Source organism: Sphingobium wenxiniae, from assembly GCF_007830065.1.
Lineage (GTDB): Bacteria > Pseudomonadota > Alphaproteobacteria > Sphingomonadales > Sphingomonadaceae > Sphingobium > Sphingobium wenxiniae.
Genome location: NZ_VLKK01000016.1, coordinates 15,090 through 38,818, shown reverse-complemented (window position 1 = coordinate 38,818; position 23,729 = coordinate 15,090). Strand labels below are relative to the sequence as shown.

Here is a 23,729-nt window from a genome sequence, read left to right as displayed (position 1 = left end):
CTTATTCGAAGTTCGGCTTGCGCTTCTCGATAAAGGCGTGGACCGCCTCGGAGAAGGGCTTGTCCTGCATACCGAGCATCTCATAAGCGATCGACACGTCGAAGGTGGCGTTGAAATGGTCCTTCACCGTTTTCTGCGCAGCGAGCTTTGTCCAGCGCACCGCATAGGGGGGCAACGCCGCCAGTTCGTCGGCAATCTTGCGTGCCTCGGCCAGAACCTGGTCCTTGGGAAAAGCGTAACTGCACAGGCCCATGCGCGCAGCTTCAGCGCCCCTGACGATCAAGCCGCGCATCAAAAACTCTTTCGCCTTCATGAAACCAAGCAGGATCGGGAACATCACTGCGCCGCCGTCTCCGGCAACCAAGCCCATCCGCGTATGCGTGTCACCAATCTTCGCATCCTCGGCGATGACCGTGATGTCGGAAAAGACAGCGATGTTGCATCCAAGGCCAAGCGCGTCCCCGTTGATCGCAGCGATGATGGGCTGCTCGACCGCCAGCATCGATTCCCATAGGCGGCGCGTGTGCCCTGCTGCGCGCATCGAATGGGCAAGATTGGCGCCCTCGACCTGAAGGCGCTGGTGCATCGCGTTGATGTCGCCTCCAGCCGAGAAGGCGACGCCCGCTCCAGTGAGGACAACGGCGCGCACTTCATCATCCCGCGCGATCTTGAGCCAGATGTCCTCCAATTCGGTATGGACTTCCAATGTCGCTGCGTTGCGTACTTCCGGGCGGTTGAGCGTGACCGTCGCAACATGCTTCTCGACCGCGACCAATATGTGTTTGTATCCGGTATAATCCATAAACTTCCGACCTTTCCGAAACCCTCTTCACATGACCAGAACAGCAATGCCATCGCGGGTCATCGAGGCCCTTCTTCAATGTAAAGCACTCCGCACCGCCTGCCGCGAACCTGCGCATGGACGCAGCACGTGCCGGCTACTTGGTAAAGACGGCCGGCCAAGATGAATGATAGCGAGGCGAACGGACGAACTGAAGGATATCTGGCTTAAACCGCTTGCCAACCATGCGCTTTCCTCTCAAAAAGACGATCTAATAATTTCTCTTAGAGATTGGGGATAGCGCCAGTGTCCGATCTTGTCACGTGACAATGCAATCAGGAAATTTCTGGCACTTATGTGATGGATATCCGCTTGAAAGGCTGGAGCCATGAATTTTATGCAGGAGATCAAACAATGATTTGGGGGGAGAATTTAAGCTGAATGATTGATAATCAGATGGTTTAGGCGTCGTCGCTAGCTCAGGCGTAGCGGAACGCATTCAATGCGTTCGTCGATTGGTTGCGGGCTGATCCCAGTTGCCGACCAGGGAAAAATATAACCGCTTCGGACTGCCGCGTAATCCGACGGCCCGAATTATAAGCGCCGGATTCTGGTCAGCTTGTATCCAGAGAGGAACCAAAATTGTCGAACAGCGCACACAGAAAAGTCGATCGCCTGACCTTGGCGGCCATCGCCTCGGTTAGTCTGCCGATTGCAACATTGACGGCGCCACTGGTTGTCTATCTGCCTGAATTTTACACCAATGCACTGGGCCTCGACCTTGCATTGGTCGGGACGATTTTTTCTGTCGTTCGGTTGGTCGACATCGCATTGGACCCTGTGCTTGGCAGTTTCATGGATCGGACGCAAAGCCGGTGGGGGCGTTATCGCCCGTGGCTTGCGCTTGGGACGCCCCTCCTCATGCTGTCAGTCGCGATGCTGTTTTTCGCCCGGCCGGGCGTGGGGCCGCTTCATCTGCTAACCTGGTTGATAGGCGCCTATGCAGCTTGGTCAATCATCTCTCTCTCGCAATTGTCTCTGAGCGCCGAGTTGTCCCCGTCGTATGACGAACGCTCCCGCGTCTATGGCTGGGTGCAGAGCGGCTCGATCATAGGCATCCTGCTCGTCCTGTCACTGCCGCTGGTCATCCAGCGAGGTCAATCGGACCAATATGCGACAATGTACATCATGGGCTGGCTTACCATTTGCCTCATGCCCCTGTGTGCGGGCTTTGCACTCATGCGCCTCAGAGGTTCATCGGCGGCAGGCCATTCAGAACATGGTTCATTGATCGAATATCTCAAACTGTTTCGCAACCCCATCGTGTTGCGCCTGCTTGGCGCCGACCTTCTGCTGGGCCTGGCCAGCGGAATGACCTCGGCAGTCAGCATCTTCTTTTTCACGAGAGCGCTCCAGCTTCCTCGCGCGGCCGTCGCATTCATGATTATCGCCCACATGCTCACGGCGTTCGTCATGGCTCCTGTTTGGACCAAGGTCGCACAGCGCTTCGGAAAGCACCGCGCGCTTAGCGTGTCCATCGGCGTTTATGTGCTCGGCCAGCTACTCTATCTTCTGTCGCCGCCGGGATCGATCGCCATGGCCTTCCTGGCTTCGGCGGTGGCCGGCTGTAGCTATTCTGCCTTCGTGATGTTTCCGCGCGCGATGATGGCCGATGTGGGCGACGATGAACTGCTTCGGACAGGGGTCAATCGGACGGCGCTCCTTTACGCTCTTCTGATGGGAACGTGGAAGGTGGGACAAGCCCTCTCCGTCGGCGCGGCCTTCGTCATTCTGTCACTCATGAGCTTCGACCCCCAGCGTAGTGTAATCAACACCGCCGCGGTTCATGGACTCTATCTGATATATGTCGGTGGCCCCGTCATCCTTGCGATGCTGGCGACGCTCGCCATGTACCGCTATCCGCTGACCTCAAGCCGCCATGCCGCGATCAGAGCCGAGCTTGAAGTGCGCACGGACCTGTGATTGCGGCGTCTGCGCGTGCGGCAGCATTGGTGTCGCGGAGTTGGAGCAATGAGGACGGGCTGGATGTTGGCGGGCTTGACAATGCGGCTGAAATTGCCTTGCCCTTTTAGCGGCTGTCAGGGTCCCGAACCACAGGGTTGAAGGGTGCTGCGCTGAAGTTTCCGGCGGCTTGCTTGCCGGATGGGCTGCTTAAACCCTTGCGGGGTCGTTGATGTTTCATCTGACAGATGGTCTTGAGCTTGAACTGTTGGGCCATGGCCTGAACCTGTCCCAGACCAAACGCAGATTGCTATCGGTCGGTGAAGTCATGATGGGAACGTCGGGACTGGACGGCGTCGCGCTCCATCGCATCGCGGCGGAGGCAGGGCAGGCCAATCGCTTTGCGGTCCAATATCATTTTCAGTCGAAAGCGGATTTCGTCAATGCGATATTGGCCACCAGGGTGGCTCAGGTAGAGCGGCGGCGCAGCGCCCTGCTCGCGCGCGCGCAAGACCGTAATCTTGCTGACGACCCGCGCGTGCTGCTGGAGCTTTTATACCTGCCTTATGCAGAGCAGGTGGATTCGACAGGGGCCTGCGTCTACGCATGCTTCTGTACCCAATTGGCCCTGCAACATGCGTTTGGACGCGAGGCCGTCAGGCACCCGCTGATCCATGCCGGCGACAATGTGACCACCGACATATTGCTGCGGATCACGCGCGTGGTCCCCCATCTTCCCGAAGATCTCGTGATCAGCCGGGTGCTGGTCCAGACGCGCCAGATGATGGCCGCCCTCATCGAGCATCATGCGCGAACATCCAACTATTATCGCTGGATACGCTCCCGGGAAGTCGTCCTCCTGGAATGTATCGACATGACCCATGCAGCAATAGCGACCGAAGCACGCCCCGAGGTCATCGCATGCGTCCAGACAGAGCATCGGCGCTGGCTCACCAAAAACCAGCCCGACCCAGAAAATTCCCCCGCATGACAAATCATGTAGGCCACCGCCCTGGGGCAAGGGCCAGCGGTTAGCATCAATTAAGCTGCCCGCTTCAGCTTTGCCATACGGTCGAGGTGAACGCCGACAGTCCCGAAAGCATTGTCGATCATAGTCAGCCGTTTGAAATAATGGCCGACAGAATATTCCTCTGTGATGCCAATGCCACCGTGTAGCTGGATCGCATTGCCGCCAACGAACTTGGCGCTGCGCCCGATCTGAACCTTCAGGGAAGAGATCGCCTGATCCCGCTCGGACGAGACGGCCGACAAGTGCGCCATCGCGCGAAATAGCTGAGACCGGGACATTTCGACCTCTATCAGCATATCCGCCATGCGATGCTGGAGCGCCTGGAAGTTCCCGATAGGTTTGCCGAACTGAACGCGTGTGTTGAGATAATCGCGGGTTATCCACAAGAGCCGCTCCATCGCCCCCACCGCCTCCGCGGCCAAGCCGATCGTAGCGTGAGCATAGGCCTGGGCGAGTATGGGAAACGCTTCCCCTTCCCGGCCCATGAGCGCATCGGCCTCGACGGTGACGTCCGTCAGCACCAGTTCAGAGGCCCAGCTGTTATCCGACAATCGCACGTCTGTGCGCTTTATGCCCTGTGCAGCGGGAGAAAGAACGAACAGGCAAAGCCCCTCCTCGTCACCCGGCAAACCCGATACGCGGGCCGACACGAGGAAATGGCTAGCAAAAGGCGCGCCGGCGACCAGCATCTTGCGGCCATTAATTGCCCAGCAACTGCCCCTGCGTTCGGCCCGCGTTTCCACCCAAGCCAGTTCCCCGAAAGCATCTGCCTCGGCATGAGCGAGCACAGGACGCGCATCGCCAGCGGCCAGCTTTGGCAAGAGTTCGTGCGCGTGGCGGCCGTTGGCCGCTATCAGAACTTGAGCTGCCAGCACAGCTATCGGGAGAAACGGCTCCAATACCAGTCCCTTCCCAAAGGCCTCGCATATGATGGCGTTTTCCATGATGCCGCCGCCGATGCCACCATGATCTTCGGGCAGCCCCGCCATTAACCAGCCCATCTCCGCGAACAAAGCCCAATGTGCCTCGCTCAGGCCAGTTCCAGCCACTAGCCGACGCCGGCTCTCAAAATCATATTCCTTTTCGATAAAACGGTCGACGCTATCCTTCAGCAACTGTTGTTCGTCGTTCAGGGTGAAATCCATGCGTGCCTCTCCTATCCTGCAATCCATCAAGCGACGGACCCTCAATCAGCCGAACCATCACATAGGCGTCGAGATGATGTCGCCTCCGTTGGTCCGTGACAATCGTCGCTCACAGCTTTATCCACCTAATAGATTCTATTAATTTCCTTTTGGGAGGAACGCCCATGGATAGCAAGCCGTTTGCGCCCGGTGTCCGTCTGTTCGCCAGCACACCCCGCTATTACCAGGGGCCAGATGCGCTGGATCGTCTGCCCGGCATTTGCGCACCGCTCGCGCGCAAACCCGCGATCGTCGTCGATGCCGATGTGCTCGCTTTGACCGGCACACGCCTCGCCAAGCTTTTCGGGGAAAGGCCCCATCTCATTCTCCCCTTCAGCGGAGAAGTGACACTTCCGGCCATGATCGATCTTGCGGATACCATGCGATTGGAAGCGGTCGATCTTGTCGTCGGCATGGGCGGCGGCAAGGCGCTCGACGCAGCCAAAGGCGCTGCTATTCGGGCGGACCTTAATTTCGTGACGGTTCCGACCGTCGCGTCGAATGACAGTCCGATTTCCATGGGCTTGGCGGCCTATGACGATCATCATCGGGTTGTCGCTATCGAGACGCACAGCCGCAATCCGGAAGCTGTGATTGTTGATACACGACTGATCGCCGGAGCCCCTGCACGCTTCCTTCTCGCCGGGATTGGCGACGCGGTGGCCAAGAAGTTCGAAGCGGAAGCGTCTCTGCGCGACGGCGGACTGACGGCCCATTTCACGCGCCAACTGCGAACCGCCGGCTATATTGCCGATGGTTGTTACAGCACGATTCGCGAACATGGCGAAGCGGCAATGGCAGCGGCGGGCACAGGCGAGCCGACAGATGCACTGGAGGCCGTGATCGAGGCCAATATTCTGATGGCAGGACTAAGCTTCGAGAATATGGGCCTCGGTTTGGCGCACGCAATGACGCGCGGTCTGGTCCGAACCGCCGTGGTGGATCGGGCGCCTCACGGCTTCCACGTCGCTTATGGCCTCCTGGTCCAACTTGTCGCGGAGGGACGCGCCGAAGCGATGATTGATGATCTGATCGACTTTTACAGGCGGATCGGCCTTCCCCGCAGCCTGATCGAGCTGGGACTTGACGCCATCGAACGGAAAACGCTGGTTCATGTCGCCGCGAATGTGACCCAGGCTCCGGCAGGTGCATATCTTGTCGTCCCCTATACGGCAGACGAGATTGTCGCCGCCATGCAGAATGTTGAAGCACGGTTTGCACCGATAGCAGGAGACGCGATCCATGCGTGACTTCACCAACAAGACCGTCCTGGTAACAGGCGGCACCGGCGGCATCGGCGGCGCGATCGCGATAGCCTTTGCCTCGGCAGGGGCGGACGTCATTGCCGCCGGCTGGGGCAAGGAGGAACTGGCTGCGCGGCGCAATGATCCTGATTTTTCGAATATCCGTATCGTAGAATTGGACGTGACGGACGAAGCCGCCGCCACAGCACTGGCGGCGGCGACGCCGAAGCTGGATGTCTTGGTGAATTGCGCCGGGATCGTGACGCGGCATGGCAACGGCTTTACACCCGAGGCATTTCAGAAAAATTATGACGTGAACATGCTGGGCACGCTGCGCATGTGCACCGCCTTTCTGCCCCAATTGGAAGCAAGCGGAGCGGGCGCGATCGTCAACACGGCATCCATGAACAGCTTTCTGGGCACGCCCACCGCGCCCGGCTATGCGGCAAGTAAAGGCGCGGTCGCGCAAGCAACCAAGAGTATGGCTATTGCCTGGGCGGCGAAAAATATCCGCGTCAATGCCGTGGCACCGGGCTGGATTCTCACTGCCATGGCCGCCGACGCCGCGAGCAACCCGGAGTTCTTCGAGCGGATCGAGAAGCGCACGCCCATGGGACGGTGGGGCGAGCCGCACCATCTTGCAGGCCCGGTGCTGTTCCTTGCATCGCCTGACGCGGCATGGGTTACGGGTGTAATTCTCCCCGTCGACGGCGGTTATCTCGCGGTGTGATTCCGCTATGTAATGGAAGTTTTAGGAGGAATGCGATGACCACATCAATGATCGGCCCCCGTCCCTTATATGCGATGCCGGGCGTGAGCCATGAATATATGGCACCGGAATTGGTAAACGACCTGCCCGAGGATCCTCGTGCATGGGTACCGCGTCCCGGCGGCGGTGAATTCCTGCCGCGCCTGTTCGACACGCTCACCGGCGTCATCGTGAACCTGAATCGCTATCGCAAGCCCGGCGTCCTCGGCCGTCACCTCCATGGTTCGCCCGTCTATGCCTATACAATCGAAGGAACCTGGCGGTACAAGGAGCATGACTGGGTGGCAAAGCCCGGATCCTTCGTGTTCGAGACGCCAGGAGAGGTGCACACGCTTGTCGTCGACGAAGCAACCATGGTTGGCTTTTTTGTCTGGATGGGCGGTTATCAAATCTATGACGAGAACGACAATATCATCGGCGCGCAAAACGTCCTTTCGCTGATTGACGTGTGCGATCAGCATTATCGCGAATGTGGCCTTGGCGCGGACTATGTGCGCCAGTTTATTCGCTGAATTCCGGAGAATAGTGAGATGGTGGACGCTGTAATCGTCTCGACCGCGCGCACGCCAATCGGCAAATCTTATCGCGGATCGTTAAACGCTACGCCGGGTGCGACATTGGGAGGTCATGCCATCGCAGCTGCCGTGGCGCGCAGCGGCTTTGCGCCCGGCGAGATTGACGATGTGCTGATGGGCTGCGCCGCGCAGGAGGCAACCACGTCCAGCAATGTCGCGCGCCAGTCGGCCCTGCGAGCAGGCCTGCCGGTGACGGTTCCAGGGACAACGATCGATCGAAAATGTTCGTCGGGTCTCACTACCATCTGCTTTGCCGCGCATCGCATCCGGTCGGATGGCGACGCAATTTTTGTCGCGGGTGGACTCGAGCAGTGCTCGATGGTGCAAAATAAGCATCGCAACCGCTACCGGAACAGGGATCCCTGGGTCGCGGAACATTATCCCGCGATCTATTGGGGGATGATCGAGACGGCAGAGGTGGTGGCAAAACGTTACGGCATCTCACGCGAGCGACAGGACGAATATTCCCTGCTTAGCCAGGAACGGACAGCAGCAGCCCAGGCCGCTGGCCGCTTCGACGATGAGATCGTACCCATCGCCACCGTACGAGATGTACTCGACAAGGCTGGCGAAATCGTGGGGAGCGAGAGCCTCACCCTGTCCGTCGATGAGTGCAACCGCATCGACACTACCGCGGAGGGCCTCGCCAAGCTGCGCACAGTTAACGCGGATGGTTCGATCACGGCAGGCAATGCGAGCCAGATTTCTGACGGAGCGTCGGCCTGTGTGATAACCAGTTCGCGCATCGCCGAGCAGCGTGGCCTCGAGCCACTCGGCATCTATCGTGGATTCGAGGTTGTCGGTTGCGAACCGGACGAGATGGGCATCGGACCCATCTTCGCCATCCCGAAACTGTTGAAGAAGCACGGGCTCACCGTCGAGGACATCGATCTGTGGGAGCTGAACGAGGCCTTTGCGGTCCAGGTAATCTATTGTTATGAAAAACTCGGCATCCCGCTCGAACGACTGAATGTAAACGGCGGCGCCATTTCCATTGGGCACCCCTGGGGTATGAGCGGCTCGCGCATGACAGGTCACGCGCTCATTGAAGGCAAGCGGCGCGGTGCCAAGCGCGTCGTTGTGACGATGTGCGTCGGCGGCGGCCTGGGAGCGGCGGCGCTGTTCGAGGTCGCCTAAGATTCACGCTGTGGAAACCAACGCTGACAGCGGAAACGCGTGCGCGCTCTCCATTGTTAGCGGTGGCCTGGCAGGGATGTCGGTGACGGCAAGGGCCATGCAAAGATGCATGGCCAAACACCAGCACATATGCGCTGGCCGCCCACCCAAAAGAAAAACTCCTTCATAAAAAAGCGAAGAACCCTCATAAAGCAAGCGCGCTCAAAAGCGTTCAAGAAAAAGTTCTAGGAGGGGAAAAATCATGACTTTAGTCAGATGCATATTGCTGTCCGGCTGCGCCACTTTGGCGCTTCACGGCACAACGGCTTTTGCCCAAACGGGTAACGCCGACACGAAAACGCACGCAAGCGCTGATCAAGCCGCCGAAAATCTCGGCGTTCAGGACATCGTCGTCACGGCGCGTCGCAAGGAAGAGGCGCTTTCGCGTGTTCCGATCGCCGTTTCCGCCTTTTCCTCAGAAACACTCGCCAAAAAATCGATCACGTCGATGGACCAGCTTACCCAATCGACGCCGGGTCTTATCTTTGGAAAATCCGGGGGCACCACCAATCCTCAGATCGTGATACGTGGACAGACGCGCGCAAATGTCGGCGATGCCGCCCAGCCTGTGTTGACTTATTTCGCGGATGTTCCGCTTCCCTATTTCGCTTCGATCCTGCCGGTCTACGATCTCGCCTCCGTCCAGGTTCTCAAAGGTCCGCAAGGCACTTTGTTCGGACGCAATTCCACATCAGGCGCGGTTCTCGTCTATCCCAATGCGCCGACCTATACCTGGGGCGGCTATCTCATGGGCGGCTACGGCAATTATGACAACAGGGAAGTGGAAGGCGCCCTCAACCTCCCCATAATGGAAGATCATATCGCCTTGCGTATCGCCGGACGTCGGCAAATTCGTGATGGCTATACGAAGGTTACACTTCCGGACGGAACCGTCCAGGATCGTGACAATCTTAATGACTATTATTATCGCGCGTCGCTCCTTGTCGAACCGTTTGACGGGCTGAAGAATGTCACTGTTTTCGATTCCGTAAAATGGAACCGCAACGGCGACGGCACCATTTTCGGCAATACTTATCCGACCGGTACGGCGCGCCTTTTCCCGGCCGCTTTCGATTGTGGAACATCGGCAAGTTGCGACATCGATCTTGCGGCTGCGCGCCAGAAGACGCTGGGCGTTCGGCGGGGCTTTGGTGATTTCCCGATCTATACGAATACTCTGGTCACCGGCCTCTCCAACACGACGACCCTGAATCTGGGCAACATCACGCTTAAGAATATCTTGGGACAGCGGCTCTCCAAATATCGCAATCTGACCGACACCGATGGGACGGAAATGTTGCTGACGTCGGTTAACACCGATAATAATATCCATCAGTTCAGCGAGGAATTTCAGGTCCAGGGCGATTTCTTTGATAATCGCGTTCATGCTATCGCCGGTATCTTCTATTTGAAAGTACATCCAGGTCGGCCCCAGTTCCAGACCTATGGCGCTTTCCAGCGACCGGGTGTGTCGCTGCCGACCAGCATCTCTGCCTATCGCCGCTCGACCAGCAAATCAGCATTCGGCCAAGTAACGCTTGACGTGACATCCAAGCTCAAGATTGACTTGGGCATTCGCTACAACAAGGACAAACTCACGGCGTGTAGCGCGGGCTACCAGATCAACGCCCCCTATCTCCCTGATTCCAGCGAGGTTTTGACGGAAGACGGCTGTTATAACGGCCAGAATATTACCAAGACTCAATTCGGCGTTACCTCCACTTCAATCGTCAAGGGCACGGTAGCATCCGCCGCGTCATCGGCAACCACCTGGAACATCGGCGTCAACTATCAGGTCACGCCCGAGCTGTTTGTCTACGCGACTGCACGCAAAGGCTATCGTGCCGGTGGCGTGAACACACCAGTGCTTGGCGGTCTGTTCCTGCCCTATCAGTCTTATGGTCCCGAAACCGTGCGTGATTATGAAGCGGGAGCGAAGTGGAAGTTCAACGTCGGCGGTGTCCCCGGAAATGTGAACTTCGATATCTTCACAGGTAAATACAAGAACTCACAGCGCGGCATCAACGGTTTGGCCGCGAACCAGGATGGCGACGGAGATCCTTTGACTGACCCCGCGCTCAGCACGCTGATCGTCAACGCCGGAACAGCGCGTGTTCGGGGTTTCGATTTCGATGCAACGGTTGAGCCAACAAGAGGCCTGACGCTGACGGGTTTCGTTAGCTACAATGCAGAGGAATATCTCGACAACGGACTTGCGGGAACGCCGTTCATCAACACCAGCGCATTCCCGCTCAATCCAAAGGAAGTCGCGTTCCAATATGCGCCGGAATGGACCTTTGGCGGCAGCATGACCGCGGAAAAGGAGGTTGAAACATTGGGGACGCTGGCTCTCAGCGTGGACGCCTATCACAGCAGCCGGGTCTATTTTACCAACGACAAGAATAATTATATTCTCAGCCAAAAGCCATATACGACCGTGAACGGCCGCCTCGACGTGCGTGAGATATTGGGTTCGAAGATCGACCTCGGTTTCTATGTCCGCAACATTTTCAAAAAAGTCTATAAGACGGGTGCATCCAACTCTGCAATTTCGTCAGGCTATGACTCCGTATTCTACGCCGAACCGCGCATGTACGGTGCCCAGATACGTATAAACTTTTGAACCCTCCCCGGTTCAAATCTTGCGGCGGCTCCTTACGGAGCCGCCGTCTTTCTGATCGGGAGTTTTAACGCGCGCGGGGGACTTTTTGCCGTGCGCGCCCTCGAGCAAACTGGCCCGCGGCTGAAGGAGAAAGGCAAGCACCCGCACTTGCCCTGCCCTGATCGTCGCCACGAGTTCATCTGGAATTTCTTCATGCTGATCGATGGCGACCAAGCGCTCCATCGAAGCGAAAATTACCGTGGCTTCTGCATTGGCGTCCGCAACGCTCAACGCCTCCACCTCTCGCAGGGCCTCAACGAAGAGAGGACGCAACCGGCCGAGCACCGTATCGGACCATGCATGACGGAGATCCTTGCAATCTGGATCGCCGAGATCCGCTTCCATGTCGCGATAGTGCAGAATGGCAGCTTCCTGGCTCCAGAACTCCGCCATCAACATGATATAGTCGCGGGCGTCGCTTTCAATGTTCGCCCGGTCTTGAAAGAAGCTGGACGCTTCAAAGGCCTTCACCATCCGTTCGGTGACCACCTCGGCAAGGGCCAGCAGAAAATCCCTTACATCCTCGAAATAAATGTAGAAAGTCGTGTGCGCCGCACCGGCTTCCTTGGCGATCGAAGCCGTAGTAAGTTCCACGGGAGACAGCGTTCTAAGCAAACGCCGCCCAGCATCCAGAAATCGTCGGCGCGTCTGCTCGCCCTTGCGACCCAGCGGTGTTCCGATTTGTGGCCGCATTGTACCGTCAGATGTCATGGCTGATCATTCTCATTTTCCAAATCGTATCACGGACACAGAGGAGATGTTGCGCTAAGCCACGTAACATACATCATCGCAAGTTCGATTTGTGCGGAGATCATCTCATCAGAGATATGAGACTCCCTTGCAAAAACCCGAAGGAGTGTCATGTTCCTCGGCAACAGGAGCGAGGAGCGCAAGGCATGAAGATAGAGTCCGGTTTAACGGAAACAAATTGTCTACCGGAACCCTCCGCCCATCATCGGAAAGTTTTGCCGTGACACAAGTTATGAAGGGCGTCCGCATCCTCGAAGTCGCGCAATTCGCATTTGTCCCTGTCGCCGCCGCCGTGCTGGCAGACTGGGGAGCGGATGTCATAAAGATAGAGCATCCGATCCGAGGCGACACGCAGCGAGGATTTCTCAAGCTCGAATCCTGCCCGGTCAATCCGGATCGCAATATAATGGTCCAACATCCCAATCGCGGGAAACGCAGCGTTGGCATCGATATCGCAACGGAAGCGGGGCAAAAGCTCATCTACGAGCTTGCTGCGACCTGCGACGTGTTCTTGACCAACTATCTGCCGGATCAGCGCCAAAAGCTGAAAATCGATGTCGAGCACATCCGATCTGCAAATCCCAAGATCATCTATGCGCGCGGCAGCGCGTTGGGCGATAAGGGCGATGAACGCAATAAAGGTGGCTTCGACGCCACGGCCTTCTGGGCCAGAATGGGGTCAGCATCAGCGGTCACTCCGCCTGAGCTGAGCGGTCCACTGACCCAACCCGGACCGGCCTATGGTGACACGATCGGCGGGATGAACATTGCTGGCGGCATTGCCGCTGCGCTGTTCCATCGCAGCCAGACCGGCGAAGCCATCGAGCTAGATGTTTCCCTTCTATCCTCTGGCGCATGGGCCACCGCGATGAGCATCGGCCTGGCTCTTGAAAACGATGCTGTGCCGTTCGAAGCTAAGATGCCGGCATCCGGGAGCGTAAAGGGCAACCCCTTTGTCGGCGTATTTCGCACCGCCGACGGCGAATATATCAACATCACGATCCTCACGCCCGGACCATTGATCGAGGACACTTTCACGCATCTTGGCATAGCTGAAATGGCCAGGGACGACAAATTCAGCACGGCCGAAGCACTCATGACCAACTGGGCGGAGGCGAGCGGCCACATCGTTGCCGCCATCGGATCGAAGCCGTTGAGCTATTGGGTCGAGCATCTCAAAACGTTGCGTGGTCAATGGGCACCATATCAGAACCTGCTTGCAGCCGGCAACGACCCGCAACTGATTGCCAATGAACTCGTCATCGACATTGAAACCGACGATGGCAGACCGCCCATCAAGCTGGTGAGCAGCCCGGTTCAATTTAATCATATGCCCATCGTTACGACACGCGCACCGGAGGCAGGGGAGCACACGGAAACGGTGCTCATGGAACTGGGTATGGAATGGGAAAAGCTTGAAGCGCTTAAGGAAGCAAAGGTGATCTGCTAGGACATCCGCGATCCTCTGAAACAGCCGAAATGCACTCCCGCTCCGACAGCTGAACGGGTCGGAATATAGGAACGTTGCCGCGCCATCCAGCCGGAAACAGCAGCGAATAGACTATGACTGAAATTCGACAGATTGACGCCCGCAGGGGGGAACCTCGTATAGAGGGGCTATGTACGAAAATAACCTTACCCGTTCGACCGCGCGCAAATTGAGGGAGCTTGCCCTTTCTGTTCCGGAAGGTCAGTTTCTCGGCACGGAAAAGGCGCTGCTAACCCAACTCCGCGTCAGCCGTCCGACCTTCCGCGAGGCCGTGCAGCATGTTGAAGCAGAGCGCATCATCATCCGTGTTCGCGGCATTAATGGCGGGTTGTTCAGTTGCCGTCCCGACATGGAAGGCGTGATATCTTCCGCCGCAAGCTATTTGCGATCGCGTGACACGACGCTGGGCGACCTCTTGCTGGCTGCCAATTCAGCCGTTGCCGATGCGGTCGGGGCTGCTGCGGGATGCACCGATGCCGATCTCAGCGTGGAACTGGCCGGTCTGATTGAGGAATCCGCCGCAGCCGAAACAGCCGATCAATCTCTCGCGGACTTCCAAAAAGACGAGCTTCGCGCTACCTATCTTATTTGCAAGATGTGCGGAAATCCAGCGCTTGATCTCATGATTCGCGTTCTCTACCGCGTGGGGGCGGCCGCATTCGCGGAGATTTTCGAAGGTCGCAATGATCTCATGCAACAGCGCCGCACGGCCCGGCTGAACATCTTGCGTGCCATCCAGGCTCATGACCGCGACAAGGCGCTGACCATCTGCCGGAGGAATGGAGATCTCTCGCGTAAACGCATCGCTCCTTTGTTATTGGGCCGGCAGATGCAGACCCTTCCACCGACCGAGTCCGACGATCTGAATGACAGAGCAGCAGATGCCGATAGGATTATGACAAGGGGCTAAGGCTGGTTTTGCGTCCATGGCGGTCGAGTAACGAACGACCATGTCATCGGTGATGTGACCACACACAGTCGAAAAATAGCCGCGCTGCCAGAAACGCTGGATCAAGGAACATTTGTGATATGTTCGAACTCCCGCTCGACTTTAGGCGATGGCCGCCTTTGGCCAGCGCACGAAAATCATTCGTAGCTCATACGCAAAGCCCGAGCCGGTATCCGGCTGAAATCGCGGCCCCTCTTAAATGGCTTCTATTTCACCGTATCATCGCAAGCGCGATGATTAGCTGTCGCATCCAGCCTTCCTGTCGCAATGCTGGCTGCGCGGATGCTAAGCCGACATCAAATCCGAATGGAGTGGTCATGCCCATAGATCTTGCGATGGATGGCAACGTAGCTATCATTACCATCAATCGACCGGAAAAGAAAAATGCGCTCACACTAGACATGCGGATGGAGGTCCAGGCGGTCTTTCAGCGGGTGCAAGATGATCCCGAGGTCAGAGCGATCATTTTTACAGGCGCGGGCGACGATTTTTCCGCCGGCTCGGACGTCTCGGAAATGGGCACCGGCGGCGTGCCCGGTTCGCTCCTCAAGATGCGCCTTCTCCACCGGATGCTGCGCGGGGTCAGCCACACCAACAAGCCGGTGATCGCCGCTGTAAAGGGTGTGTGCATTGGCATGTCCTGGTCGATGGCGTTGGCGTGCGACTTCATCGTCGCAGCAGAGGATGCACGCTTCCAGTTCGCGTTCCGCCATATCGGTCTCGCTCCGGACGGGGGCGCGTCTTTCCTTCTCTCACGCTACGTAAGCATCCAGCGTGCAAAGGAAATCATCTATTCGGGCCGGTTTGTCAGTGGCCGGGAAGCTGCGGATCTCGGCCTCGCACTGGAAGCGCTACCCGCCAACCGGGTTATGGAGCGCGCGCTGGAAATGGCGCGCAACTATGCCGCCGCGCCCACCGTCGCTCTCCAGATGATGAAGCGGCAGTTTGATGCATCAGCGGCGCAGAATCTGGATCAGGCGCTCGATTTCGAGGCGAATATTCAGCCGCTGATGGTGCAGACCGAGGATTTCCGGGAAGGCACCACCAGCTTCAAGGAAAAGCGCAAGCCGATCTTTAAGGGCGCCTGATCATAGTCCCGGCATAAGGGCCTCGCCTGCCGACCTTTGGAAGAACATGTCCACTCCAATTGCACTACGGCCAATTCTCGTCATGTATATAACTGGCGATCGCCGAAACCTGGCATATATGGATCGATAGGTTAGGAGCGGTTCGGTTTCGCAGGTCGCACACGACCTACCTCATCGCTCGAGGAGTTGCCACGGCGGTCGCATGATGGCGCCTCGAGGATGATCTGATCTTGAACCAAACCGACCTTAATCTCTCACATCAACGCCATCCTCCAAGACTGGTTTCCTAGCGCCATGTCGTTCTTGATTCATGCGCTCAATTCCTCATTTGCCAGCGCGAATAATAAATCTCTACCGCTGGCGAGAACAATTCTGGACAAGCTGACTTCCTGCGCCATGACATCCTCTATGAAGAACCGCGCGGTCGCGATCTTGGCGCGCAGGAATGGATCGTCACTGCCATCGGTAAGCCGGCTTGCCGCAATCACGGCCTGGCGAAGCAGAAGATATCCACCCAAGGTCACGGCGAACTGCCGCAGATAGGGGGTAGCCCCTGCTGCCGCTTCAGCCGGGTCGCGTGCCTGAAGGGCCGATGTTGTTTCGCGCAGCCGTCCGATCGCTTCCGTAAGCGGCGCGACAAGCGCAGCGGTTTCCACCCGCGATTGCGCCAGAGGCAAAAAGGACTGCATTTCGTCCAACAAGCGGGAGACAGGTTCCCCGTTGTCGAGACGCAGTTTGCGACCCACCAGGTCCAGCGCCTGGATGCCGTTCGTGCCTTCGTAGATCGGTGCGATACGGATATCGCGCAGCAACTGTGCCACGCCCGTTTCCTCGATATATCCTGTGCCGCCGAACACCTGAATGGCGAGGCTCGCCATCTCCACCCCTATGTCGGTCGCATAGGCCTTCGTAATGGGCGTGAGGAGATCGGCAAGGCCCTTCGCGCGGTGTCGGGCCATCGCGTCCTCCTCGCCCCTAGCACGATCGATTGCGGAAGCATTGAGATAGGTGATCGCGCGGCTTGCCTCCGTCGTTGCGCGAAGCGTCATCAACATGCGGCGCACGTCCATATGATTGATGATCGCCGCCGGCTCCGTGCTACCAATGGGCGTGGACTGGATGCGCTCGCTCGCATAGCGCGTGGCCGCCTGACGGGCGCGGTCGGCTATGCCGATGCCCTGCACGCCCATGCTGACCCGCGCATGATTCATCATCGTGAACATCGCTTTCATGCCGCTGTTTTCGTCGCCGACCATGAAGCCCACGCAAGCGCCTTCGTCGCCGAAGCTCATGGTGCAGGTAGGAGAGGCGTGGATGCCGAGCTTGCGCTCCAGCGAGATGCAGCGCAGGTCATTTTGCGCGCCCAAGGTTCCATCATCATTGGGCAGATATTTCGGAACGACGAAAAGGCTGATCCCTTTGGTTCCCGACGGCGAACCAGGCGTGCGGGCGAGGACCAGATGGACGATATTCTCGGCCAGATCATGGTCGCCCCAGGTGATGAAGATCTTCTGCCCCTTGATCCGCCAACTGCCGTCCGAAGCCGGAGTCGCCATCGTGCGAAGCGCGCCTACATCGGATCCGGCCTGGGGTTCGGTGAGGTTCATCGTGCCGGTCCAGCGCCCCGAAACGAGTTGGGGAAGATAAGATTGCCGGAGCGTTTCAGACCCATGCGCGGATATCGCTTCGATCGCGCCCGCCGTCAGGATCATGCAGAGCGAGAATGCCATGTTCGCGGCGGTCACCTGTTCAGACAAGGCGACGGAGAGAGCGAAGGGGAGGCCCTGTCCGCCATGCTCCGTGCCAACGGCCAGCCCGCCCCAGCCGCCCTCCCTATAGGCGGCATAGGCCTGCGCGAAACCATCCGGCAGGGACACGCCTTCGGGCGACCAGCGGGCGCCTTCGATATCGCCCTTGCGGTTTAGCGGCGCCAGGACTCGCTCGGCTATCTTGGCTCCTTCTTCCAGCACGGCCTCCACGTCGCCCGCGTGAAAATGTTCGAAGGCTTGCAAACCAGTGAGCCCGCCAATGTCCGCTATGGTTTCCAAGACGAACAATTGCTCCTGAACAGGTACGGTATAATCCATGTGCGGGTCCGTTCTATAGAAAGTGAGAGTGCGGGATTACGACCGTCCCAGGGGGAGGCTCCACGCCAGGCAGATCGCGGTGACGGCATCATCGAAGACATTGCCGATCTCGTCCGATGAACCCAGGAGTCCCCGCAGTTCAAGGCTAACGACGCCGTGCATCGTCGCCCAGATCAAGCGGGTGATGCGAGTCTTCTCGACGCTTCGTTCGGGAGGCAGGCAGGCTTCGACAGCTTCCCGCAGGACACCGAAGGATTCGAACGCCTTTCGCCGGCTCGATAGCGGAGCCTCATAGGCCCGGCCCAGATCGCCGAACATGATGTTGTAACGCGTGGGGTGAGCGCAGGCATAATCGCGATAGGCATGACAGACCCGGAGCAGCGACGCGGCAGGTTCGCCAGGATCGATCTGCTCCTGCATAGCCTTGGTGAGATCCGCGAAACTCTGAAGATAGAGGGCATCGAACAGGCCGTCCTTGTTACCGAAGTGAGTATAGACCGCCTTGGTCGATGCATTCACCGCCGCAGCGATGCGCCGTATGGTGAATGCGGCCGGTCCCTCGTCGCGCAGCACGGCGGCCGCCTCGTTCAGGATCGTGGCGCGGATATCGTTTTCAAAAGCCGCCCTTGCGGCTCGTAAATCCGGGGACGATGCCGGAACGCTACCCGCCTCGCCAGCGGGCGGCAACGGCTCGTTTGTTTTCATGCCGCCGTTTGATCCTGGAGCATCCCGACAAGCCGACTGGAAATCAAGGAAGATGCCTCCTCCATGATGCGGTCCAGCAACTGGCCAACCGTTGGAATGTCATGGATCAGGCCGACGACCATACCGCAACTCCAGGCTCCCGCCTCCATATCCCCGTCGCGCATGACGCGGGGATAAACCCCCGCCACTAGTTCACGGATATCGTCGATGGTGAGGGCATCGCCCTTTTCCTGCTCGATCTCCCTCAGCCGCGCCACACCTCCATTGTTGAGGACACGCTCGGTATTTCGCAACGTTCGCATGATGAGGCGGGTATCGAATTCGCCCGCATCCAACAGGGCGCGTTTGACATTGTCATGCACCGGCGCTTCCCGGGTGGCGATGAAGCGTGTACCCATGGCAATGCCGTCCGCACCCAGCGCGAGCGCGGCGACGAGGCTGCGACCATTTGCCATGCCGCCGGACGCCAGGAACGGGACTGTCAGTTCCTCCGCTGCCCGAGGAAGCAGGATCATGTTGGGGACGTCGTCCTCCCCGGGATGCCCGCCGCATTCGAAGCCGTCGACGCTCACCGCGTCACACCCGATCTTCTCTGCTCGCAAGGCATGGCGGACGGACGTGCATTTGTGCAGCACCGTGATGCCGGCCCCCTTGAGCCTGGGCATATAGGCTTCCGGACTGCGGCCAGCCGTTTCGACGATACGGACGCCGCCATCCACGATAGCATCGATATATTCGGCATAAGGCGGATCGGCAAAGGTCGGCAAGAAGGTAAGGTTTACGCCAAACGGCCGATCCGTCATCTCCCGGCAGCGGGCAATTTCCTTCGCAAGGAGTTCCGGGGTCCGTTGCGTGAGGCCGGTGATGATGCCCAGTCCGCCCGCATTGGACACGGCGGCCGCGAGTTCCGCCAGCCCGACAAAATGCATTCCGCCCTGAACGATCGGCCGCTCGATCCCGAACAATTCTGTGATCTTGGTTCGCATCTGCCCTTCGCCCTCCAAAAAAACGATGTTTCCAATGGTTACAATGTTTCCATACACCCGACAAGAGCCTGCGTGTTGATCGCGGCCCCAGCTGCGTGCTTGTCGCCAACCCTTTCTGCACCGGGGGAAGGCGACTGCAATGCCGACTGCAACCTGGTTTCAGGCCAGGCGGGCGATGAAGTCCTCTATATGATCTGCGAAGCTGTCATTCTGATCACCGACCAACATGTGCCCCGCGCCGGCGATAAGAGCGACGTCGAGTTGCGGGACGATGGCGCGGAAGGCTTCAACGCCGTCGTCTGTGACAATTGCACTGCGCTCCCCGCGAGCCAGCAATAATGGGACGTTAGTCCGCCGCGCAGCCTCTTCCATATAGGCAAGCGAGGAGACGGCGTCTGTGCCTTGCTCCTTCGCCCGCATGAAGGCGGGATCCCAGTGCCAATGCCAATGACCCTTTTCGTCCTGCCGCATACTGCGCCGCAGACGTTCGCCGGAACCCGGCACAAATCGCTCTTCCCCGCCCCTGGTGAGGGCCTTTGCGGCTGCATCGAGACTCTCATAGCCCTCCATCGGAGGCCGCATTCCGTCCAGCAGCCGATCCATGGCGGCGACGTTGGTGCGCGGCACGATGTCGATCAGCACCAGCGCCCTGGCTGGCAGATCACAATAGGCCGCCGCGCACATCGCGATCTTGCCGCCGATCGAAGCCCCAACGAGAATCACGGGTTTGGCGAAATGGCGGACAATCGTTTCGACATCCGCCACAAGGCGCGGGTAACCGTAATTACCGTCCAACGACCAGCCGCTCTGCCCATGACCGCGCATGTCCGCAGCGACAACACGCATGTCCTTCGCCACCAGCCGCTCGATCACACGGCGCCAGCTTTGGCGGGTTTGGCCGGCGCCATGGAGGAGCAGGACCAGCGGCCCATTGGCTGGTCCTGTAATCTCCATGACGATTTCCACGCCATCGTGGGCGTGAAGGCGCAATATCTCTGTCATCGTCCCGTGTAGCTGGGCTTGCGCTTTTCGATGACGGCTGCGACGGCTTCGTGCTGGTCGTCGGTCTGCTGGACGATAGCCTGCATGCCCGCCGCGATTTCGAGCGACGCCGGAAGATCAAGCCGGGCCGAATCGCGCAGCAGGCGCGTATTCAGCCGAATGGAATGAGCCGGATGGCAAGTGATGCGCCCCGCAAGGGCAAGCGCCTCGTCCATCAGCGCTTCGGGCGGCACGACCTTGAGGATCAGCCCCAATTCCAGCGCGCGCTGCGCATCGATCGTCTCGCCTGTCAACGCCATTTCAGCGGCCCGCTGCTGGCCGATGGCCCGCGTCAGGAACCATGCCCCGCCCGCTGCTGAGGTGAGGCCCAGCTTGATGAAGCTCTCCGCGAACTTCGCCTTTTCCGACGCGATGCGCAGCGTACACATGGCGGCAAAGTCCATGCCCGCGCCCATGGCAGGGCCGTTGACTGCGGCGATAATCGGCACTTCCAAGTCATGGAGCGCCCGCGCGATGGTCTGAACCCCCGTCAGATAGGTGCGACGAATCTCGGCGGCGTTGCCCGCGAAATGATTGACGCGGGCATACATGTCCTTGAGATTGCCGCCCGCACAGAACACATCGCCCGCCGCCGTCAAGATCGCGCAGCTCACCGACATATCGGCGTTGATCTGCTGGCAGGCCGCCACAAGCTGGCGCGTGAGCGCGGGACTGAGCGCATTGCGGGTCTTGGGGTCGTCGATGGTCAGGATGACGAGCGCGCCTTCCCGTTCGACGCGCAATACGGTCGGCTCCTGGCCGGTTTCAGTCGTCATGATCACTTACCCTTTCGAAGATGGCTGGTCCGGCTGGCCGACCTGTTCGCGGCTCTTGAGCTGGAGAATGGGTCCCGGAAACTGTTCGGGTGCGGCAAGGATGGCGCACACATGGCGGCCGACCTCGTCATCGGTCACCCATTCGGGCTGCGCCTTGTCGCGCTTGCTCGCGCCGTTGACCATGGAAACAATCATCAGTTCACGGATCTGCGCGCCCTCGCCCCGTTCCCGCGCAAAACCGCGATACATCATACGAATTCCCGCCTGCGCGATGGACACCGGCGTCATTTTGGGGATCACGAAATCCGCCGTGCCACCGCCTATGCCGATCAATATACCCTCTGCCGGGAGAAGCGACAGCATGACCTTGGCCGCGTTGAAATGGGTGAGGAGATTGGTAGCCAGCAGGCCCGCCAACTCCTCATCGGTCCATTGCGACAGCGGTGCGATCCTGTTCGGCGCATTGACGGCGACGGCCACCGCATCGACCCGGCCGGCCAGCGTCGCCGCTTCCTTCCACAATGCAAGGGCGCCTTCCTCCGAGCCTATATCCCCCGTACATGTCCGCAACCCCTCGTCCCGCGCCGTCCCAAAGACCGCCTCAAGCTTGCCGGCGTCGCGGCCGGACGCGATGACGCGCCATCCCTCGTCGCGGGCGGCGCGGACGATCCCCTGCCCGACGTCACCTGAAGCGCCTACCACCAACAGCGTCCTATCCGTCATGATCGCTCCTACTTTCTATTCATCGAGCTGGCTTCATGCTCATGCTGCAGCCTAGCCGCCTTCGTCAGACATATGCACTTTCATCTTGACTCGTCCTAGAGCTAACGGCAAAAAATATGTATATGTTTTGGAGCGTCAGGCATGAAAGTTACGTTTGAGTTTTCGGATTCTCCCGAAGTTGTCGCGGAGGTGAATGCTGGCGAAAGCCTGATGCGCGTCGCGCTCGATCACGGAATTCCTGGCATCTACGGGGATTGCGGGGGACAATGCGCTTGCGCGACATGCCATATTTATATCGACGCCGCCTGGATCGACCGCATCGGCACGCCAGAACCCGGTTCGACCGAGGAAGCCTTGCTCGAAGGCGCGCCCGCGGACGTGGAGTCCAATTCCCGCCTGGCCTGTCAGGTCGTGCTAACCGACGACCTGAATGGCCTTGTCGTCCGGGTTCCAGAAGGCCAATAAATTAGGAGAGCGTCAGATGGACGGAATTGCAGAAACCCCCGCCCCGGCCATTGACCCCTTTGATGTGGGTCGCCCGGAACTTTACCATAAAGATGCTTGGCGTCCGGTTTTTGAAAAACTGCGCGCTGACGATCCCGTCTATTATTGCGAAACGGGCCGCAGCGGCCCGTATTGGGCGATAACCCGATATGAGGATATCGTCCGGGTCGACTCCGATCCCGCGACCTTCTCTTCCTCCCATTTGCTGGGCGGCGTCACGCTGGAAGACAAGTCGAATGTTACTTTCATGCAGATGGATCCTCCGCAGCACACGGCAAAGCGCAAGAGCGTAACCCCTATCGTGGCGCCGAAGAGCCTTGCGCAGATGGAAGTCCTGATCCGCGACCGTGCGGCAAAGACGCTCGATGCCTTGCCGCGTGGCGAGGAGTTCGATTGGGTCGATCGGGTGTCCATCGAGCTGACCTCGATGATGCTCGCCACGCTATTCGGGCATCCCATTGAGGATCGGCGGACCCTCGTCCGTTGGTCCGATACCATTACCGCCGACCTCGATGATCCTGACAGTCCGATCCGCACAGAGGCGCAAAGAGGTGAGGTGATGCGCGAATTCTACCTCTCCATGCTCGATATATGGAAACGGCGAAGGGAGGAGGAACCAAGATTCGATATCGTGTCCATCCTTGCGCACGACCCCGACATGCGAAATGCGCCGGTCGAGGAAATCACAGGGCTGTTCGGGCTGTTTCTGGTTGGTGGCAATGACACTACGCGCAACTCCATGTCCGGCGGCATGTGGGGCTTTGCCCAGCATCCCGACGAGTGGCGTAAGCTGAAAGCCGATCCGAAGTTGCTGGGCAACGCCGTGTCGGAGATTATTCGATATCAGACGCCTGTCATCTACGAGCGGCGTACTGCTCTGCGCGATGTTGAAATCGCTGGCAAAACCATTGCCAAGGGCGACCGGGTTGGCATGTGGTACATCTCGGGCAACCGCGATGAGAGTGTTTTCGAAGATGCCGATTCTCTCAAAATCGACCGGCCCAATGCACGGCAGCATCTTTCCTTTGGAATGGGGCCGCACCGTTGCGTGGGATCACGGCTCGCGGAGATGCAGTTGCGCGTGCTTTGGGAAGAAGTGTTGAAGCGCGACCTCGAAATCGAAGTCCTCGAAAAGCCGAGCTATGCCTTCTCCAACCTCGTACGCAGCCCCACGCGACTGCCCGTCCGTATCAAAGCATAAAGCCACCACATACATTGAGGCCCCTATCCAGTTCATGATATTCGACG

General features: G+C 58.7%; 21 protein-coding genes. 12 read left to right on the top strand and 9 right to left on the bottom strand.

The annotated features are described in order from the left end of the window. Nucleotide 1: 1 nt before the first annotated feature. Complete coding sequence (locus IQ35_RS16360) at nucleotides 2-802, bottom strand: enoyl-CoA hydratase/isomerase family protein (RefSeq protein ID WP_021246180.1); 801 nt, start codon at nucleotides 800-802, stop codon at nucleotides 2-4. A 621-nt stretch (nucleotides 803-1,423) separates the two neighbouring features. Between IQ35_RS16360 and IQ35_RS16355 the strand changes: the two genes are divergently transcribed. Then, complete coding sequence (locus IQ35_RS16355) at nucleotides 1,424-2,764, top strand: MFS transporter (protein WP_021246179.1); 1,341 nt, start codon at nucleotides 1,424-1,426, stop codon at nucleotides 2,762-2,764. A gap of 211 nt (nucleotides 2,765-2,975) precedes the next feature. Further along, nucleotides 2,976-3,734 carry a TetR/AcrR family transcriptional regulator gene (locus IQ35_RS16350; protein ID WP_145074932.1) on the top strand — a complete coding sequence of 253 codons (759 nt, stop codon included), beginning with the start codon at nucleotides 2,976-2,978 and terminating at the stop codon, nucleotides 3,732-3,734. 50 nt (nucleotides 3,735-3,784) lie between these two features. Here IQ35_RS16350 and IQ35_RS16345 read toward each other — a convergent pair whose 3' ends face one another. Then, nucleotides 3,785-4,918 carry an acyl-CoA dehydrogenase family protein gene (locus IQ35_RS16345; protein WP_158636687.1) on the bottom strand — a complete coding sequence of 378 codons (1,134 nt, stop codon included), beginning with the start codon at nucleotides 4,916-4,918 and terminating at the stop codon, nucleotides 3,785-3,787. 164 nt (nucleotides 4,919-5,082) lie between these two features. Between IQ35_RS16345 and IQ35_RS16340 the strand changes: the two genes are divergently transcribed. The 5 genes from IQ35_RS16340 to IQ35_RS16320 all read left to right on the top strand — a co-directional run bounded on the left by IQ35_RS16340 (nucleotide 5,083) and on the right by IQ35_RS16320 (nucleotide 11,344). Then, nucleotides 5,083-6,207, top strand: a complete 1,125-nt coding sequence (locus IQ35_RS16340; protein ID WP_021246167.1) for a glycerol dehydrogenase — start codon at nucleotides 5,083-5,085, stop codon at nucleotides 6,205-6,207. Beyond that, a complete protein-coding gene (locus IQ35_RS16335; RefSeq protein WP_021246166.1) occupies nucleotides 6,200-6,931 on the top strand; it encodes an SDR family NAD(P)-dependent oxidoreductase in 732 nt (243 codons plus the stop codon). Before IQ35_RS16340 ends, IQ35_RS16335 begins: the two co-directional genes overlap by 8 nt. A 35-nt stretch (nucleotides 6,932-6,966) precedes the next feature. Continuing rightward, nucleotides 6,967-7,482: a 2,4'-dihydroxyacetophenone dioxygenase family protein gene (locus tag IQ35_RS16330; RefSeq protein WP_206751998.1), complete on the top strand. Its 516-nt coding sequence runs from the start codon at nucleotides 6,967-6,969 to the stop codon at nucleotides 7,480-7,482. A gap of 18 nt (nucleotides 7,483-7,500) precedes the next feature. Beyond that, nucleotides 7,501-8,682 (top strand): acetyl-CoA C-acyltransferase, encoded by a 1,182-nt coding sequence (locus tag IQ35_RS16325; RefSeq protein ID WP_021246164.1) that lies wholly within the window; start codon nucleotides 7,501-7,503, stop codon nucleotides 8,680-8,682. Nucleotides 8,683-8,923: 241 nt separating this feature from the next. Next, nucleotides 8,924-11,344: a TonB-dependent receptor gene (locus tag IQ35_RS16320; protein ID WP_145074926.1), complete on the top strand. Its 2,421-nt coding sequence runs from the start codon at nucleotides 8,924-8,926 to the stop codon at nucleotides 11,342-11,344. Between the two features lie 12 nt (nucleotides 11,345-11,356). Here the strand turns inward: IQ35_RS16320 and IQ35_RS16315 are convergent, their stop codons facing one another. Continuing rightward, nucleotides 11,357-12,094 carry a TetR/AcrR family transcriptional regulator gene (locus IQ35_RS16315; RefSeq protein WP_145074923.1) on the bottom strand — a complete coding sequence of 246 codons (738 nt, stop codon included), beginning with the start codon at nucleotides 12,092-12,094 and terminating at the stop codon, nucleotides 11,357-11,359. Nucleotides 12,095-12,311: 217 nt separating this feature from the next. On the opposite strand from IQ35_RS16315, the gene IQ35_RS16310 reads away from it, so the two are divergent. The 3 genes from IQ35_RS16310 to IQ35_RS16300 all read left to right on the top strand — a co-directional run bounded on the left by IQ35_RS16310 (nucleotide 12,312) and on the right by IQ35_RS16300 (nucleotide 15,659). After that, nucleotides 12,312-13,583: a CaiB/BaiF CoA transferase family protein gene (locus tag IQ35_RS16310; RefSeq protein ID WP_338420274.1), complete on the top strand. Its 1,272-nt coding sequence runs from the start codon at nucleotides 12,312-12,314 to the stop codon at nucleotides 13,581-13,583. Between the two features lie 169 nt (nucleotides 13,584-13,752). Further along, nucleotides 13,753-14,532, top strand: a complete 780-nt coding sequence (locus IQ35_RS16305) for a FadR/GntR family transcriptional regulator (protein WP_021246160.1) — start codon at nucleotides 13,753-13,755, stop codon at nucleotides 14,530-14,532. A gap of 119 nt (nucleotides 14,533-14,651) precedes the next feature. Beyond that, nucleotides 14,652-15,659, top strand: coding sequence for an enoyl-CoA hydratase/isomerase family protein (locus IQ35_RS16300; protein WP_081659785.1), 1,008 nt, complete (start codon nucleotides 14,652-14,654; stop codon nucleotides 15,657-15,659). 308 nt (nucleotides 15,660-15,967) lie between these two features. Here IQ35_RS16300 and IQ35_RS16295 read toward each other — a convergent pair whose 3' ends face one another. The 6 genes from IQ35_RS16295 to IQ35_RS16270 all read right to left on the bottom strand — a co-directional run bounded on the left by IQ35_RS16295 (nucleotide 15,968) and on the right by IQ35_RS16270 (nucleotide 21,977). Beyond that, entirely contained in the window at nucleotides 15,968-17,746 is a 1,779-nt protein-coding gene (locus tag IQ35_RS16295; RefSeq protein WP_145074917.1) for an acyl-CoA dehydrogenase family protein, read from the bottom strand. Between the two features lie 36 nt (nucleotides 17,747-17,782). Then, nucleotides 17,783-18,451 (bottom strand): TetR/AcrR family transcriptional regulator, encoded by a 669-nt coding sequence (locus IQ35_RS16290; protein ID WP_021246157.1) that lies wholly within the window; start codon nucleotides 18,449-18,451, stop codon nucleotides 17,783-17,785. Beyond that, nucleotides 18,448-19,437 (bottom strand): NAD(P)H-dependent flavin oxidoreductase, encoded by a 990-nt coding sequence (locus tag IQ35_RS16285; RefSeq protein ID WP_031291804.1) that lies wholly within the window; start codon nucleotides 19,435-19,437, stop codon nucleotides 18,448-18,450. Before IQ35_RS16285 ends, IQ35_RS16290 begins: the two co-directional genes overlap by 4 nt. Nucleotides 19,438-19,596: 159 nt before the next feature. Then, nucleotides 19,597-20,439, bottom strand: a complete 843-nt coding sequence (locus IQ35_RS16280) for an alpha/beta fold hydrolase (RefSeq protein WP_021246155.1) — start codon at nucleotides 20,437-20,439, stop codon at nucleotides 19,597-19,599. After that, nucleotides 20,436-21,254 (bottom strand): enoyl-CoA hydratase-related protein, encoded by an 819-nt coding sequence (locus IQ35_RS16275; RefSeq protein ID WP_031291802.1) that lies wholly within the window; start codon nucleotides 21,252-21,254, stop codon nucleotides 20,436-20,438. Before IQ35_RS16275 ends, IQ35_RS16280 begins: the two co-directional genes overlap by 4 nt. Nucleotides 21,255-21,260: 6 nt before the next feature. Next, nucleotides 21,261-21,977 carry an SDR family oxidoreductase gene (locus IQ35_RS16270; RefSeq protein ID WP_021246153.1) on the bottom strand — a complete coding sequence of 239 codons (717 nt, stop codon included), beginning with the start codon at nucleotides 21,975-21,977 and terminating at the stop codon, nucleotides 21,261-21,263. Between the two features lie 141 nt (nucleotides 21,978-22,118). On the opposite strand from IQ35_RS16270, the gene IQ35_RS16265 reads away from it, so the two are divergent. After that, nucleotides 22,119-22,442, top strand: coding sequence for a 2Fe-2S iron-sulfur cluster-binding protein (locus IQ35_RS16265; RefSeq protein WP_021246152.1), 324 nt, complete (start codon nucleotides 22,119-22,121; stop codon nucleotides 22,440-22,442). A gap of 16 nt (nucleotides 22,443-22,458) precedes the next feature. Further along, nucleotides 22,459-23,682, top strand: coding sequence for a cytochrome P450 (locus IQ35_RS16260; protein ID WP_021246151.1), 1,224 nt, complete (start codon nucleotides 22,459-22,461; stop codon nucleotides 23,680-23,682). Nucleotides 23,683-23,729 lie beyond the last annotated feature (47 nt).

Excerpts from the sequence above, each read along its gene's own strand:
- IQ35_RS16320 (WP_145074926.1), top strand. The coding sequence starts at position 8,924 with ATGACTTTAGTCAGATGCATATTGCTGTCCGGCTGCGCCACTTTGGCG.
- IQ35_RS16305 (WP_021246160.1), top strand. The coding sequence starts at position 13,753 with ATGTACGAAAATAACCTTACCCGTTCGACCGCGCGCAAATTGAGGGAG.
- IQ35_RS16360 (WP_021246180.1), bottom strand. The coding sequence starts at position 802 with ATGGATTATACCGGATACAAACACATATTGGTCGCGGTCGAGAAGCAT.
- IQ35_RS16280 (WP_021246155.1), bottom strand. The coding sequence starts at position 20,439 with ATGACAGAGATATTGCGCCTTCACGCCCACGATGGCGTGGAAATCGTC.
- IQ35_RS16300 (WP_081659785.1), top strand. The coding sequence starts at position 14,652 with ATGTTCGAACTCCCGCTCGACTTTAGGCGATGGCCGCCTTTGGCCAGC.
- IQ35_RS16345 (WP_158636687.1), bottom strand. The coding sequence starts at position 4,918 with ATGGATTTCACCCTGAACGACGAACAACAGTTGCTGAAGGATAGCGTC.
- IQ35_RS16315 (WP_145074923.1), bottom strand. The coding sequence starts at position 12,094 with ATGACATCTGACGGTACAATGCGGCCACAAATCGGAACACCGCTGGGT.
- IQ35_RS16275 (WP_031291802.1), bottom strand. The coding sequence starts at position 21,254 with ATGACGACTGAAACCGGCCAGGAGCCGACCGTATTGCGCGTCGAACGG.
- IQ35_RS16290 (WP_021246157.1), bottom strand. The coding sequence starts at position 18,451 with ATGAAAACAAACGAGCCGTTGCCGCCCGCTGGCGAGGCGGGTAGCGTT.
- IQ35_RS16285 (WP_031291804.1), bottom strand. The coding sequence starts at position 19,437 with ATGCGAACCAAGATCACAGAATTGTTCGGGATCGAGCGGCCGATCGTT.
- IQ35_RS16330 (WP_206751998.1), top strand. The coding sequence starts at position 6,967 with ATGACCACATCAATGATCGGCCCCCGTCCCTTATATGCGATGCCGGGC.
- IQ35_RS16260 (WP_021246151.1), top strand. The coding sequence starts at position 22,459 with ATGGACGGAATTGCAGAAACCCCCGCCCCGGCCATTGACCCCTTTGAT.
- IQ35_RS16335 (WP_021246166.1), top strand. The coding sequence starts at position 6,200 with ATGCGTGACTTCACCAACAAGACCGTCCTGGTAACAGGCGGCACCGGC.
- IQ35_RS16340 (WP_021246167.1), top strand. The coding sequence starts at position 5,083 with ATGGATAGCAAGCCGTTTGCGCCCGGTGTCCGTCTGTTCGCCAGCACA.
- IQ35_RS16270 (WP_021246153.1), bottom strand. The coding sequence starts at position 21,977 with ATGACGGATAGGACGCTGTTGGTGGTAGGCGCTTCAGGTGACGTCGGG.
- IQ35_RS16295 (WP_145074917.1), bottom strand. The coding sequence starts at position 17,746 with ATGGATTATACCGTACCTGTTCAGGAGCAATTGTTCGTCTTGGAAACC.
- IQ35_RS16350 (WP_145074932.1), top strand. The coding sequence starts at position 2,976 with ATGTTTCATCTGACAGATGGTCTTGAGCTTGAACTGTTGGGCCATGGC.
- IQ35_RS16265 (WP_021246152.1), top strand. The coding sequence starts at position 22,119 with ATGAAAGTTACGTTTGAGTTTTCGGATTCTCCCGAAGTTGTCGCGGAG.
- IQ35_RS16325 (WP_021246164.1), top strand. The coding sequence starts at position 7,501 with ATGGTGGACGCTGTAATCGTCTCGACCGCGCGCACGCCAATCGGCAAA.